The sequence below is a fragment of the Roseateles sp. genome (assembly GCF_039595295.1).
Taxonomy (GTDB): Bacteria; Pseudomonadota; Gammaproteobacteria; order Burkholderiales; family Burkholderiaceae_C; genus Roseateles.
Map to the genome: position 1 here is coordinate 94,830 of NZ_JBCNLU010000011.1, position 13,010 is coordinate 107,839.

Annotated in this window: 10 protein-coding genes; 8 read left to right on the top strand and 2 right to left on the bottom strand. The window is 68.9% G+C overall.

All coding sequences use genetic code 11. The features are described from left to right. Positions 1-212: 212 nt before the first annotated feature. Entirely contained in the window at positions 213-1,091 is an 879-nt protein-coding gene (locus ABDW59_RS10855; protein WP_343629770.1) for a DUF6502 family protein, read from the top strand. Between the two features lie 20 nt (positions 1,092-1,111). Next, a complete protein-coding gene (locus ABDW59_RS10860) occupies positions 1,112-3,247 on the top strand; it encodes a prolyl oligopeptidase family serine peptidase (protein WP_343629771.1) in 2,136 nt (711 codons plus the stop codon). Between the two features lie 69 nt (positions 3,248-3,316). Here the strand turns inward: ABDW59_RS10860 and ABDW59_RS10865 are convergent, their stop codons facing one another. Next, complete coding sequence (locus tag ABDW59_RS10865) at positions 3,317-3,853, bottom strand: gamma carbonic anhydrase family protein (protein ID WP_343629833.1); 537 nt, start codon at positions 3,851-3,853, stop codon at positions 3,317-3,319. Between the two features lie 165 nt (positions 3,854-4,018). Between ABDW59_RS10865 and ABDW59_RS10870 the strand changes: the two genes are divergently transcribed. From ABDW59_RS10870 to ABDW59_RS10880, 3 genes are all read left to right on the top strand, one after another. Further along, positions 4,019-4,984: a threo-3-hydroxy-L-aspartate ammonia-lyase gene (locus ABDW59_RS10870; protein WP_343629772.1), complete on the top strand. Its 966-nt coding sequence runs from the start codon at positions 4,019-4,021 to the stop codon at positions 4,982-4,984. A gap of 300 nt (positions 4,985-5,284) precedes the next feature. Next, entirely contained in the window at positions 5,285-6,253 is a 969-nt protein-coding gene (locus ABDW59_RS10875; protein ID WP_343629774.1) for a M15 family metallopeptidase, read from the top strand. A gap of 73 nt (positions 6,254-6,326) precedes the next feature. After that, the gene (locus ABDW59_RS10880) at positions 6,327-6,794 is read left to right on the top strand and encodes a hypothetical protein (protein WP_343629775.1); all 468 of its coding nucleotides are present in this window, start codon (positions 6,327-6,329) and stop codon (positions 6,792-6,794) included. Between the two features lie 146 nt (positions 6,795-6,940). Here ABDW59_RS10880 and ABDW59_RS10885 read toward each other — a convergent pair whose 3' ends face one another. Next, positions 6,941-8,353, bottom strand: a complete 1,413-nt coding sequence (locus ABDW59_RS10885) for a short-chain fatty acyl-CoA regulator family protein (protein ID WP_343629776.1) — start codon at positions 8,351-8,353, stop codon at positions 6,941-6,943. 129 nt (positions 8,354-8,482) lie between these two features. On the opposite strand from ABDW59_RS10885, the gene ABDW59_RS10890 reads away from it, so the two are divergent. The 3 genes from ABDW59_RS10890 (at position 8,483) to acnD (ending at position 12,965) form a co-directional block, all read left to right on the top strand. Further along, positions 8,483-9,001: an acyl-CoA thioesterase gene (locus tag ABDW59_RS10890; RefSeq protein ID WP_343629777.1), complete on the top strand. Its 519-nt coding sequence runs from the start codon at positions 8,483-8,485 to the stop codon at positions 8,999-9,001. A gap of 47 nt (positions 9,002-9,048) precedes the next feature. Then, the gene (gene prpC, locus ABDW59_RS10895) at positions 9,049-10,212 is read left to right on the top strand and encodes a 2-methylcitrate synthase (RefSeq protein WP_343629778.1); all 1,164 of its coding nucleotides are present in this window, start codon (positions 9,049-9,051) and stop codon (positions 10,210-10,212) included. A gap of 95 nt (positions 10,213-10,307) precedes the next feature. After that, entirely contained in the window at positions 10,308-12,965 is a 2,658-nt protein-coding gene (gene acnD / locus ABDW59_RS10900) for a Fe/S-dependent 2-methylisocitrate dehydratase AcnD (RefSeq protein ID WP_343629779.1), read from the top strand. The last annotated feature ends 45 nt before the right edge of the window (positions 12,966-13,010 follow it).

The following is a 13,010-nucleotide window of genomic DNA, read 5'->3' on the forward strand; positions in this document are numbered from 1 at the left end:
GGACAGTCCTGATCCATTCCCGGACGCCGAAAACACCGGTCTGATGCATGATCCGGCCCGCCATTCGCACGCCTGGTCCGCTGCTCGCCAAAGCGGCTCACGAACAGGACTCGAATGGGCGAAGCCGCGTTGTCGAATCGCATCAGTCAAGTCATCAAGTCCATCAGTGGGCCGCATAGCAGACCGTTTCAAGCGTCCGGGTAGAGACCACCATGAATGCCAGTACCCAAGAGCAATCCCTCCACATCGCCACGCTGCTGCTGCGGCCGTTGATCCGTCTGCTGGTGCACAAGGGCGTCGGCCTGGCCGAGTTGGTGGAGCTCTCCAAGCGCGTCTACATCGAGCAGGCCGCGGAGCAGCTCGAACGCGAGGAGCGGCGCATCACCGACGCGGCGCTGAGCACGCTGACCGGCGTGCATCGCAAGGACGTCAAGCGCATCGGCGCGGAGGCGCCGCTCGCGCAGACCGAGCGCCGCCGCAAGAGCCTGCTGGACGCGGTGATGTCCTTGTGGAGCGGCGATGCGCGCTTCATCGACGAACGCGGCGTGCCGCGCGTGCTGGAGCGCCGCAGCACGGCGCGCCCCGCGCAGGCCGAAACCTTCGAGGACCTGATCGAGGAGGTCACCAAGGGCGTACCGCCCAAGGCCTTGCTGGACGCCTGGCTGCAGCAGGGCGCCGTGACCATCGATGACGACGGGCATGTGCGCTGGGCCAAGCCCGAGCGTGCCGCCGGCGAGGAGCTCCAGAGCATGACGCGCAGCGCGCGCATCGCGGCGGACCGCATGCAGGCCTCGTGGGAGATCCTGCATGGCGGCGGTGAATCGCCGGGGCACTTCCTGTTCTCGGTGCGCGGCGAGGGCCTGCTGGACGAGGATGTGGCGCGCCTGCACGGCGCGGTGCGGCGCTGGGGTCGGCGCTTCAGCGACCGGCTCAACCGCGAAGTGACGCTTGCGCAGGCGCGCGGACGCAAGGCCGGCGGGACCCAGCGCTACAGCTTTGGCGTGCAGAGCTATGCGGAGCCGGTGCGCCCGGACGCGTGGCAGCTGGATGAGACCGCCTCGCCGCGCAAGGCGGTGGCGGCGCAGACCTGATGACTGTCGATGGGAAAAAGATGAGCTCCGATCCGAAGATGAATGCGATGAACCGTCGCGGCTGGCTGCGACTGGCCGGCGGCACGCTGGCCGCTTTGCAACCGCTGTTCGCGAGCGCCGAGCTGTGGGCCGCACCGGCGCGGCTGGGCGCCAACATGAGCGCCGAGGGCGTGCCGCGTTTCGAGTACCACTCGCTGGGCGGCGAGCGCGAGCTGCCCACGTTGCGCTTCGCGGGCTGGCATCCGGTCAAGCCGGAGATGCTGGTGCTCACGCGGCGCGGCCCTAGCCAGCAGTTGCATCGCCTGGCGGGGCCAGGTCTTGCCCCGGAGCCGCTGACCGAAGGTCGCGACGGCGTCGGCAGCGCGATGTGGGAGCCGACCGGCGCCTATGTCGTGTTCACTCGCGACCAAGGCGGCAACGAGGCGTGGCGCCTCTATCGCCTCGACGGCGGAAGCGGCGGCATCGGCGGGACCGCGCCGGTGGTGCTGACGCCGGAGGGCGAGCGCGTCAGCGAGTACGCCTTCCTGCCCAAGGGGCAGGGGCTGGTCTATCTGCAGGAGCGCCTGGATCGCCGTCCGCGGCCGGAGACGCCCGTCGAGGACGATGACGAGCGCGAGGAGACCGCGCTGGCTACGCAGCCCGCGCAACAGGCGGCTTCCGAGGCCGAGCCGGCCGCCGAGGGCAAGGAAGGCGGCAAGGACGTCGATCCGTCCAAGCTGCTGTCCAAGAGTCCGGCGCTCGCCAATTTGTGGTGGGTGGACCCGTCCAAGCCGGAAGAGCGTCGGCTGCTCGGCGCCACGACGGGGCGTCTGACCAGTTTGCGCGTGAGCCCGGCGGGCCGCGTGCTCGCGATGGTGACGCGCGACGGCCGCAGTCAGACCTTGGAGTTCCCGCTCGACGGCAGCGGCGCGCGCGTGCCGGGCGCCGCGGCGCGGCTGGGCATCGGCTCTGGCGCTCATGCGGAGGACATCATCTGGCGCCGCAACGCGGCGGTGGGCGAGTTCCGCCACCTGGTCCGCAATGATGTGGCCCACGGCCGCAACCGCAACGAGCTGACCGATGTCGGCGCCGATCTCGAGGACCTCGCCGAAGGCCCGGTCGGCGGCGATCGCCCGCTGGCCCTGGTCTACAACGTGGCGGGCGTGTCCTCGCTGCGGCTGTACCGGCCCGGCACGGCGCCGGTCGAGATCGCGCAAGACCTGGCCCCCGGCGTGATCCGCGGGGTGAGCTGGCATCCGACGCTGCCGCTGCTGGGCTTCGAGCAGACCTCGGCGGAAAGCCCGAGCCGGCTCTTCGTCCATTCGCTCGAGGACAAGGCGACGCGTCCCTGGAGCGCGGCGGGCGAGGGCACGCCGCTGCGCTCGTCGGTGCTGCGCTGGAAGAGCTTCGACGGGCTGGAGATCACCGGCCTGCACATCGCGCCGCCGGCCCGCTTCACCGGCCCGCGTCCGGTCTACATCAGCCTGCATGGCGGACCGTCGTCGCAGGCCCGGCCCGGCTATGTGGCGGGCGTGACGCGCGCGCTGGTCGAGCAACTGGGCATGCACATCGTGATGCCCAACGTGCGCGGCTCCGATGGCTTCGGCAAGACCTTCCTCAAGCTGGACAACGGCCGGCTGCGCGAGAACGCGGTCAAGGACGTGAGCGCGCTGCTGGATCTGATCGCGTCACGGTCCGACATGGATGCCTCGCGCGTGGTGGTCGCGGGCGGGAGCTATGGCGGCTATCTGTCGCTGGCGGTCGCGACCCATGAGTCGCCGCGGCTGGCGGGCAGCATCTGCCGGGTGGGCATCGCCAACTTCGTGTCCTTCCTGGAGAACACCGAGAGCTATCGCCGCGACAACCGCCGCGCCGAGTACGGCGACGAGCGCGATCCCGCGATGCGCGAGTTCCTGACGTCGATCTCGCCGCTCACGCACGCGGATGCGGTGAAGAAGCCGCTGATGGTGGTGCACGGTCGCAACGACCCGCGCGTGCCGTTCGGCGAAGCGCAGGCCATGGTCGCGGCGGTACGCGCTCAGGGCACGCCGGTGTGGTTCGTCAGCGCCAGCGACGAAGGCCACAGCTTCACCAAGGCCGACAACCGGGCCTACCTCAACCAGGCGAGCTTCGAGTTCGTGCGGCGAGTGATCGGCGGGATCAAGCTGGATCGCTGATCGGCCCTCGATAGCCCTGATCGGCGCTGATGAGCGCTGACGGGCGCCGACGAGCGCCGAGAGGGACGACTACTTCGCTTCGGCGAGGTAGTTGTTCTTGACCTTCACGTAATGCTCGGCGGAGTAACGCAAGAAGGCGAGCTCGTCCTCGTTGAGCGGGCGCACCTGGACCGCGGGGCGGCCCATGTAGAGGTGGCCGCTCTTGAGGGTCTTGCCGGGCGAGACCAGGCTCCCGGCGGCGATCATCACGCGGTCCTCGACGACCACGTCGTCCATCACGATCGAACCCATGCCGACCAGGCATTCGTTGCCGATGCGGCAGCCGTGCAGGATCACCGAGTGGCCGATGGTGACGTGGTCGCCGATGATCAGCGGCGAGCCGTCCGGCTTCTTCGGATGCTTGTGGGACACGTGCCCCATCGTGAAGTCCTGGATGTTGCTCGCCGTGCCGATCACGATGCGGTTCACGTCGCCGCGCAGCACGGTGTTGCACCACACCGAGCTGTCCGGACCGATGGTCACGTCGCCGATGACCTGGGCGGACTCGTGGATGAAGACGCGCTCGGACAATGCGGGGCGCGTGGACAGGTAGGGGGACAGCGGCATGGCAGGCGAAATCGGCATGAGGAAGAAGATGCGCATTGTCGCGCTCGCCATCTGACTCCGTGCGCCGGGCGAGGCGGGCTACGGTGTGTGGCAGGCCTGAATCTGTTTCGGTACAGACGGGGCGCATGATGGCCGCCTTGTCTCATCCGACCTGGAGCTGATCGCATGACCGCCTTGCCGACCTATGACGACGTCGTCGCCGCCGCCCGCCGCATCGAGGGCCAGGCCCATCGCACGCCGGTGCTGAGCTCGCGCACGCTGGACGAGATGCTCGGCGCGCAGGTCTTCTTCAAATGCGAGAACTTCCAGCGCATGGGCGCCTTCAAGTTCCGCGGCGCGTTCAACGCGCTGTCGCGCTTCACGCCGGAGCAGCGCCGGCGCGGGGTGGTGGCCTTCTCGTCGGGGAACCATGCGCAGGCGATCGCGTTGTCGGCGCGGATCCTGGGCATGTCAGCGGTCATCGTGATGCCCAAGGACGCGCCGGCCGCCAAGATCGCCGCCACGCGAGGCTATGGCGGCGAGGTGGTGCTCTTTGATCGCTACACCGAAGACCGCGAGCAGATCGGGCGGGATCTGGCGCAGACGCGTGGTCTGACGCTGATCCCGCCTTACGACCATGTCGACGTGCTGTGCGGACAGGGCACCGCGGCGAAGGAGCTGATCGAGGAGGTCGGCGCGCTGGACGCGATGTTCACGCCGCTGGGTGGCGGGGGCTTGCTGTCGGGCACGGCGTTGGCGACGCGTGCGCTGGCGCCGTCCGCCAAGATCTACGGCGTCGAGCCGGAGGCGGGCAACGATGGGCAGCAGTCGTTCCGCAGCGGCCAGATCGTGCGCATCGACACGCCGCGCACGGTCGCCGACGGCGTGCAGACGCAGCAGTTGGGGAACATCACCTTCGCGCTGATTCGGCAGCTGGTTGATGACGTGGTGACGGTGTCGGATGCGGAGCTCGTCGACTGCATGGGCTTCTTCGCGAGCCGGATGAAGATGCTGGTCGAGCCCACCGGCTGCCTGGGGCTGGCCGCGGTCAAGCGGATGAAGGATGAGCTCAAGGGGCAGCGCGTCGGTGTGGTGATCAGCGGCGGGAATGTGGACTTGGCGCGGTTCTGTGAGTTGATTGGGCGGGGCTGAAGAGCCGCTTGAGAGCGGGAAGACTCGCGCGCGCGCCCGAAGACCCTCTCCCCAGCCCTCTCCCGCAAGCGGGCGAGGGGGCAACTCGCGCCGAGCGTCCTCGCAACGACGACAACGACAACGACAACGACAACGCTCGAACGCATGCAACTCCCTCTCCCGCTTGCGGGAGAGGGTGGGGGAGAGGGTCTTCGGGCTCTCGCCCGCCGCCCCCTCGCCCCCGGAGTGACCTTGGTCAATGTCCTCCGACGCCGATGACGCGAAGAATCGCCGCGACATCCAGCCAACGAGGATCTTCGCGTGCAAGCCCATATCACCGCGTCCGTCGGCGTCGCCGGCCAGAACCGCAAGCCCGACGTCGAATCCGTGCAGCGACTGCTCGTTGCGCACCGTCTTTACGGCGGCCAGATCGACGGCCGCTGCGGCCCGCTGACCGTCGGCGGCATCCTGCAGTTCCAGCGCGGCTTCATGGGCAAGCCCGATGGCCGCGTCGATCCGAACGGTCGCACGCTGAGGCGCCTCTCCACCGGCTCGACGACCAGCGCGGCCGCCTCGCGTCCGACCGCGGCTGCCGCTCGCCCCACGCCCAGCCCGGTGCGTCCGGCCACGCCGACGCCGCAAGCGGCTCGCCCTGCGGTCGCACCGGCCGCGCCTGCCGCCTCCGCAGCAAGCGCTCCGGCACCTGCCGCCGCGCCGGCCGTGCCCGCCACGGCCGCGGCCGCCAAGGCGTTGCTGCTCTCGACCGTGCCCCGTCCCGCCAAGCACACCATCAATCAGGGGCTGGTGGCCGTGTCCCCGGCCTTCATGATCTCGTCGCTGGGCCAGCCGCGGCATTCCTACTCGCAGGATTGCCAGCCGATGACCAACGAGAAGCTCAAGAAGCACGTCGTGTCCAAGTCGGTCGGTCCGTTCAAGGTGACCGGCCTGGATCTGGCCGTCGACAGCCTGCAGCAGGTCTTCGAGGACATCCGCAAGGAGCAGCCCGCGGTCTATGCGCTGCTGGGGACGGCGGGCATGCTCTGCTGCCGGCTGATTCGCGGGTCGTCGACCGGAATCTCGAATCACTCGTGGGGGACGGCGATCGATCTGAAACTCGACGGCATCCTGGACCGCCGGGGCGATGACAAGGTGCAGATGGGCCTGACCCTGATCGCACCGATCTTCAATCGCCATGGCTGGTACTGGGGCGCGGCCTTCCGCACCGAGGACGCGATGCACTTCGAGGCCAGCCGCTCGCTCATCACCGCCTGGGCGCCGCGCCTCATCTGAAGCGGCGACGTCCCTTGGCCGCATGACGGACGGTTACGTCCGTCCTTCTTCTTCGCATCGATACTCCCACGCCATGACGCTTCGATCGCCTCTCCTCCTTCGTGTCCTGGCGCTCGCCGGACTGGTGCTGACCGCGGCTTGCCAGCCTTCGCTGGCGGCTTGCAATGTGACGACCGCGCCTGAAGGGTGGGCTGCCGGATCGGCGCGATGGGACGGCGCTTGTTCCGGCGCGCAGGCGGATGGGCTGGGCGTGCTCAAGGAGCAGCAGGGCGCATCGGTGAAGCGCATGTTCCTGGGGCGGGTGCAGAAGGGCGAGCTGTCGCTTGGCGTGGTCGATATTCCGGATCAGGGGTTTGCCGCGGGGAAGTTCGAGCAGGGGAAGCTCGTGCCGACCGAGGACAGGCAGCTGATCATCAAGGCCTTCGATGAGGCGGCACGGGCGGCGACCGCCGCTGCTGATCGGTTTGAGAAGGCGGGGAATGCGGCGTCCGCGAAGTTCTATCGCGGTAAGGCGAAGGAGCTGCGAGAGCAGATGGATTGAGGCTCTGGGGTGCCACGGCCCTCACCCCAACCCCTCTCCCGCAAGCGGGCGAGGGGCTTGACAGCGGACGGCGCATCGAAGCCCCTCTCCCATGAAGTGGGAGAGGGGTTGGGGTGAGGGCCGCCGCACACCACGAGCCCCAAAACTCACCCCGCCGCGTAAGGCTCCGCCAGCCGCTCGTTCTCATCGATCCTGAGCCGCTTGCCCAGCGCCGGAAACGCCCGCTGCGCGCAGCCCTGCCGATCACACAACTTGCACCCCGGCCCGATCGGCGTCGCGCCCGCGTGATCGCCCAGATCCAGCCCCTTCGCATACACCAGCTGCCCCGCATGCCGCAGGTCGCAGCCCAGCGCCACCGAGAACTCCCGTGCCGGTGAGCCATAGCCCCCCGTCGCTCGCAACTCGCAATGCGCGATCCACAGATACGCGCGCCCATCGGGCATCCGCGCCACCTGCGTGAGCACGCGCCCCGGCTGCCCGAAGGCCTCATACACATTCCACAGCGGACAAGTCCCGCCTCCGCGCGAGAAGTGGAAGTCCGTCGCCGACTGCCGCTTGGAGATGTTCCCCGCCCGGTCCACCCGCACGAAGAAGAACGGCACCCCGCGCGCCTCGCGCCGTTGCAGCGTCGACAGCCGATGGCATGCCGATTCGAAGCTCACGCCGAAGCGCTTGGCCAGCAGCGCGATGTCGTGCCTCAGCTCTTGCGCCGCAGCCAGGAAGATTCGATACGGCAAGGTCAGCGCACCGGCGAAGTAACTGCCCAGCCCAATGCGCGCCAGCGCCGCCGCCTCCGCGCTGAAGGGGGCTGACGCGATCAGCGCATCCATCTCCGCGCCGCATTCCAGATAGGCCAGCTGCGTCGCCATCTGGAACGCGCGCTGCGCCGGCGACAAGGCGTCCGACAGCAACAGCAGCCGCTGCGCCGGCTCGAAACGCCTCGCCCGCTCGTCGCTCCAGAGCTGCACCTGGATCCCGTGAGCCTGGCGCAGATGCGCCTCCAGCTTCGCCACCAGGGCCTGCTGCGTCAGCGCCTGATTCGACTCGCCCGCCAGCCGCCGCGCCAGCGCCTCGGCCGCCCGGTCCAGCACGTCCATGTGGTTGTTCTGGCTGTAGAAGAAGTCCCGCACTTCCTCATGCGGTCCCGGCCCCAAGCCCAAGCCGTCCTCGCGCTCATCGCCGCCCAAGCTGACCACGCGCTGCTCCGCGCCTCGCGCGCGCCCGTGCAGTCGCAGCATCAGCTGTGCCATCGCCGGCATCTGCTGCACCAGCGTGCGCAACTCCGCCTCGGGCACGCCGCCGGGGACTTGCGTCTCGGCGACGATCTCCTGCAACTGCGCATACAGCCGGGCCTCGTCGTCCTCCGAGAAGAACTGCAGGTCCACCCCCAGCGCCGATTGCATCCGCAGCAGCACCGCCACGCTCAGGGGCCGCTCGTTGTTCTCGAGCTGGTTCACGTAGCTGGGCGACAGCTTGAGCAGCTGCGCGAGCGCGGCCTGGGTCAGGCCGCGCTGCTCGCGCAGGGTCTTGAGCTTCACCCCGAGGAAGGTCTTGCGCATGGTGCGGGCGATTGTCGTCCAAACCGACGACCGTCTTCGCAAACTTCGCAGATTTCATTATTCGGCTTCGCACTTCATGGCTGCTTCAGCCATTGAGCCAAGCCGAGGAGACTGCGAAGATTGCAAACCATGCGCACCCCGCAAACCTCGATCGCCGCGCTCGACTGGACCCGGACCCTGGCGGCCCTGCCGCCCGGCGAGCTCCATCGCACCGAGCTGATCGTTCCGGCGCTGGCCAATCATTACGGCACGCTGTTCGCACCCGAAGGGCTGGCGATGCTGGGCCGGGTGGCTTACCTCACCGCCGCCCAGCACAGCGTGCAGCCGGTGGTGATGGCCTCTGCCGGGGACATCGATTTCATCGTGCCCGTTCCCGTGGGCGCGCTGCTGCATTTGCATGGCCGGGTCACCCGCATCGGGGCCAGCTCGCTGACCGTGCAAGTCCATGCCGCCATCGACGAGAACGCCGGAATGTCCTTCCGAGAGGCGCTGCGCGGCAGCTTCGAGCTGGTCGCCGTCGATGCCGACGGCCGCCCGGTGCGGCTGAAGCTGCGCGAAGGCCGAGAAGGCCGCCAGGGCGTCAGCGCTGCCGCCGGATCTGATTTACCGTACCGACCGCTCGGCGATCCGCCCGCGGTCGCCTCCTGATTTCCCATTTCCTGATCCACTTTCGACTTCATCCAGGAGACAAGCCCATGAGCGACAACGCCGCCACCACCGCCCCCGGCTTCAAGCCCAAGAAATCCGTCGCGCTGTCCGGCGTCGCGGCCGGCACGACCGCGCTGTGCACCGTCGGCCGCAGCGGCAACGACCTGCATTACCGCGGCTACGACATCCTGGATCTGGCCGGCCAATGCGAGTTCGAGGAAATCGCCCACCTGCTGGTGCACGGCAAGCTGCCCAACGCCGCCGAGCTGCGCGCCTACAAGAACAAGCTGAAGTCGCTGCGCGGTCTGCCCGCCGCCGTGATGGACGCGCTGGAAACGCTGCCTGCCGCTGCCCATCCGATGGACGTGATGCGCACCGGCGTCTCGGCGCTGGGCTGCTCGCTGCCCGAGAAGGACGACCACAACCTGCCCGGCGCGCGCGACATCGCCGACAAGCTGATGGCCTCGCTGGGCTCGATGCTGCTGTACTGGTACCACTACAGCCACAACGGCCGCAGCATCGAGGTCGAGACCGATGACGACTCCATCGGCGCCCACTTCCTGCACCTGCTGCACGGCGAGCCGCCCAGCAAGAGCTGGGAACGCGCGATGCACACCTCGCTGATCCTGTACGCGGAGCACGAGTTCAACGCCTCGACCTTCACCGCGCGCGTGATCGCGGGCACGGGCAGCGACATGCACTCGGCCATCGCCGGTGCGATCGGCGCGCTGCGCGGCCCCAAGCACGGCGGCGCCAACGAGGTCGCCTTCGAAGTGCAGAAGCGCTACGAGACCCCCGATGAAGCCGAGGCCGACATCCGCCGCCGCGTCGAGGCCAAGGAAGTCGTGATCGGCTTCGGTCACCCGGTCTACACGGTCAGCGATCCGCGCAACGAGGTCATCAAGAAGGTCGCGCATGAGCTGTCCAAAGAGGCCGGAACGACCAAGATGTACGACATCGCCGAGCGCCTGGAGCGCACGATGTGGGACGCCAAGAAGATGTTCCCCAACCTGGACTGGTTCAGCGCGGTGAGCTATCACATGATGGGCGTGCCCACGGCGATGTTCACGCCGCTGTTCGTGATCGCGCGCACCAGCGGCTGGGCCGCTCACGTGGTCGAGCAGCGTCAGGACAACAAGATCATCCGCCCCAGCGCCGTGTACACCGGCCCCGAGGACCAGGTCTTCGCGCCGATCGCGCAGCGCAAGTAAGCAACCCGCCCGCTCAACGCCCGTTGCTTGCCCGCGCGCCGTGATCGGTGCCGCGGGCTTGCGCTTTCAGAATCCAGCTTCGAATCAGGCCAGCCATGCCAGCCAACGCCATCCCCGCGCCCAAGGACACCATCGTGTCCACGGCGTCGCTCAATTCGTCGTATCGCAAGCCGCTGCCGGGCACCTCGCTCGAGTGGTTCGACGCCCGCGAGGCCGTCGAGGCGCTGCGCCCCGGGTCCTGGGACCGCCTGCCCTTCACCGCCCGCGTGCATGCCGAGAACCTCGTGCGCCGCTGCGATCCGGCGATCCTCGATGAATGCCTGACGCAGATCGCCGAAGGCCGCAGCGATCGCGACTTCCCGTGGTTCCCCGCGCGCGTGGTCTGCCACGACATCCTGGGTCAGACCGCGCTGGTGGACCTGGCCGGTCTGCGCGACGCGATCGCCGATCAGGGCGGCGATCCGGCGCAGGTGAATCCTGTCGTCCCGGTGCAGCTGATCGTCGACCACTCGCTGGCCGTCGAGTGCGGCGGCGACGATCCCCAGGCCTTCGACAAGAACCGCGCCATCGAGGACCGCCGCAACGAGGACCGCTTCCACTTCATCGAGTGGTGCCGCACCGCGTTCCGCAATGTCGACGTGATCCCGCCGGGGAACGGGATCATGCATCAGATCAATCTGGAGCGGATGTCCCCGGTCATCCACGTCGACCGCGGCGTGGCCTATCCCGACACCTGCGTCGGGACCGATAGCCACACGCCGCATGTGGACGCGCTGGGCGTGATCGCCGTGGGCGTGGGCGGCCTGGAGGCGGAGAACGTCATGCTGGGCCGCGCCTCGTGGATGCGCCTGCCCGACATCGTCGGCGTCGAGCTGACCGGCCGCCGCAAGCCCGGCATCACCGCCACCGACCTGGTGCTGGCGCTGACCGAGTTCCTGCGCAAGGAACGGGTGGTCGGCGCCTATCTGGAGTTCTACGGGGACGGCGTCTCCGGCCTGACGCTGGGCGACCGCGCGACCATCTCCAACATGGCGCCCGAGTACGGTGCCACCGCCGCGCTGTTCTCCATCGACGAGCAGACCCTGAGTTACCTGCGCCTGACCGGCCGCGAGGAGGCGCAGGTCCAGCTGGTCGAGACCTATGCGAAGGCGGCGGGCCTGTGGTCCGGCGCAGGCAACACGCTGGCCAAGGCCGAGTACCCGCGCGTGCTGCGCTTCGACCTGGGCACGGTCGAGCGCAACATGGCCGGCCCGTCGAATCCGCATCGCCGTCTGCCGACCTCGGCGCTGGCCGAGCGCGGCATCGCTGGCGCCTGGACCGACGAGCCGGGCAAGATGCCCGATGGCGCGGTGATCATCGCGGCCATCACCAGCTGCACCAACACCAGCAACCCGCGCAACGTGATCGCCGCGGGCCTGCTGGCCCGCAACGCGCGCCGGCTGGGCCTGGTGCGCAAGCCCTGGGTGAAGTCGTCGCTGGCGCCGGGCTCGCGCACGGTGACGCTGTATCTGGAGGAGGCCGGCCTGCTCGGCGACCTGGAAGCGCTGGGCTTCGGCGTCGTCGCCTATGCCTGCACCTCGTGCAACGGCATGTCGGGCGCGCTGGATCCCAAGATCGAACGCGAGATTGTCGAGCGCGACCTGTACGCGACGGCAGTGCTGTCGGGCAATCGCAACTTCGACGGCCGCATCCATCCGCGCGCCAAGCAAGCCTTCCTGGCCTCGCCGCCGCTGGTGGTCGCCTACGCGCTGGCCGGCACCATCCGCTTCGACATCGAGCGCGATGTGCTGGGCGTGGTCGACGGCCGCGAGATCCGACTGCAGGACCTGTGGCCGGAGGACGCCGAGATTGACGCGCTCGTGGCCAAGTGCGTGAAGCCGGAGCAGTTCCGCCGCGTCTACGAGCCGATGTTCGCGATCGCCCCGGCCGCTGCGGCCGCGACGACGCCGTTGTATGACTGGCGCGCGCAGTCCACCTACATCCGCCGTCCCCCGTACTGGGAAGGCGCGCTGGCGGGCGAACGCACCCTGCGCGGCATGCGCGCGCTGGCGGTGCTGCCGGACAACATCACCACCGACCACCTGTCTCCGTCGAACGCGATCATGCCGGACTCCGCCGCCGGCGAGTACCTCGCCAAGATGGGCCTGCCGGAGGAGGACTTCAACTCCTACGCGACCCACCGCGGCGACCACCTGACCGCGCAGCGCGCCACCTTCGCCAACCCGACGCTGAAGAACGAGATGGTTCGCGACGCCGACGGCGCCGTGGTCGCCGGCTCGCTCGCGCGTCTGGAGCCCGAGGGTCAGGTCATGCGCATGTGGGAGGCCATCGAGACCTACATGGCGCGTCGCCAGCCGCTGATCATCGTGGCGGGCGCGGACTACGGGCAGGGCTCGTCGCGCGACTGGGCGGCCAAGGGCGTGCGCCTGGCCGGCGTCGAGGCAATCGCGGCCGAGGGCTTCGAGCGCATCCACCGCACCAACCTGATCGGCATGGGCGTGCTGCCGCTGGAGTTCCAGCCCGGCACGACGCGGCTGACGCTGGGGCTGGACGGCTCCGAGACTTATGACGTGTCCGGCGAGCTGTCGCCGCGCGCGACGATGACGTTGATCGTGAACCGTCGCAACGGCGAGCGCGTCGAGGTGCCGGTGCGCTGCCGCCTGGACACGGCCGAGGAGGTGGCGATCTACCAGGCCGGCGGCGTGCTGCAGCGCTTCGCGCAGGACTTCCTGGCCGCGGCCGAGGCAGCTTGATCGGCCGCTCTGACCCTGACATCACCGAGACCTTCGACACCATCG

Bases quoted from the DNA above. Each gene is read 5' to 3' on its own strand.
- ABDW59_RS10855 (WP_343629770.1), top strand. From the start codon at position 213: ATGAATGCCAGTACCCAAGAGCAATCCCTCCACATCGCCACGCTGCTG.
- ABDW59_RS10860 (WP_343629771.1), top strand. From the start codon at position 1,112: ATGAGCTCCGATCCGAAGATGAATGCGATGAACCGTCGCGGCTGGCTG.
- ABDW59_RS10865 (WP_343629833.1), bottom strand. From the start codon at position 3,853: ATGCCGCTGTCCCCCTACCTGTCCACGCGCCCCGCATTGTCCGAGCGC.
- ABDW59_RS10870 (WP_343629772.1), top strand. From the start codon at position 4,019: ATGACCGCCTTGCCGACCTATGACGACGTCGTCGCCGCCGCCCGCCGC.
- ABDW59_RS10880 (WP_343629775.1), top strand. From the start codon at position 6,327: ATGACGCTTCGATCGCCTCTCCTCCTTCGTGTCCTGGCGCTCGCCGGA.
- ABDW59_RS10885 (WP_343629776.1), bottom strand. From the start codon at position 8,353: ATGCGCAAGACCTTCCTCGGGGTGAAGCTCAAGACCCTGCGCGAGCAG.
- ABDW59_RS10890 (WP_343629777.1), top strand. From the start codon at position 8,483: ATGCGCACCCCGCAAACCTCGATCGCCGCGCTCGACTGGACCCGGACC.
- prpC (WP_343629778.1), top strand. From the start codon at position 9,049: ATGAGCGACAACGCCGCCACCACCGCCCCCGGCTTCAAGCCCAAGAAA.
- acnD (WP_343629779.1), top strand. From the start codon at position 10,308: ATGCCAGCCAACGCCATCCCCGCGCCCAAGGACACCATCGTGTCCACG.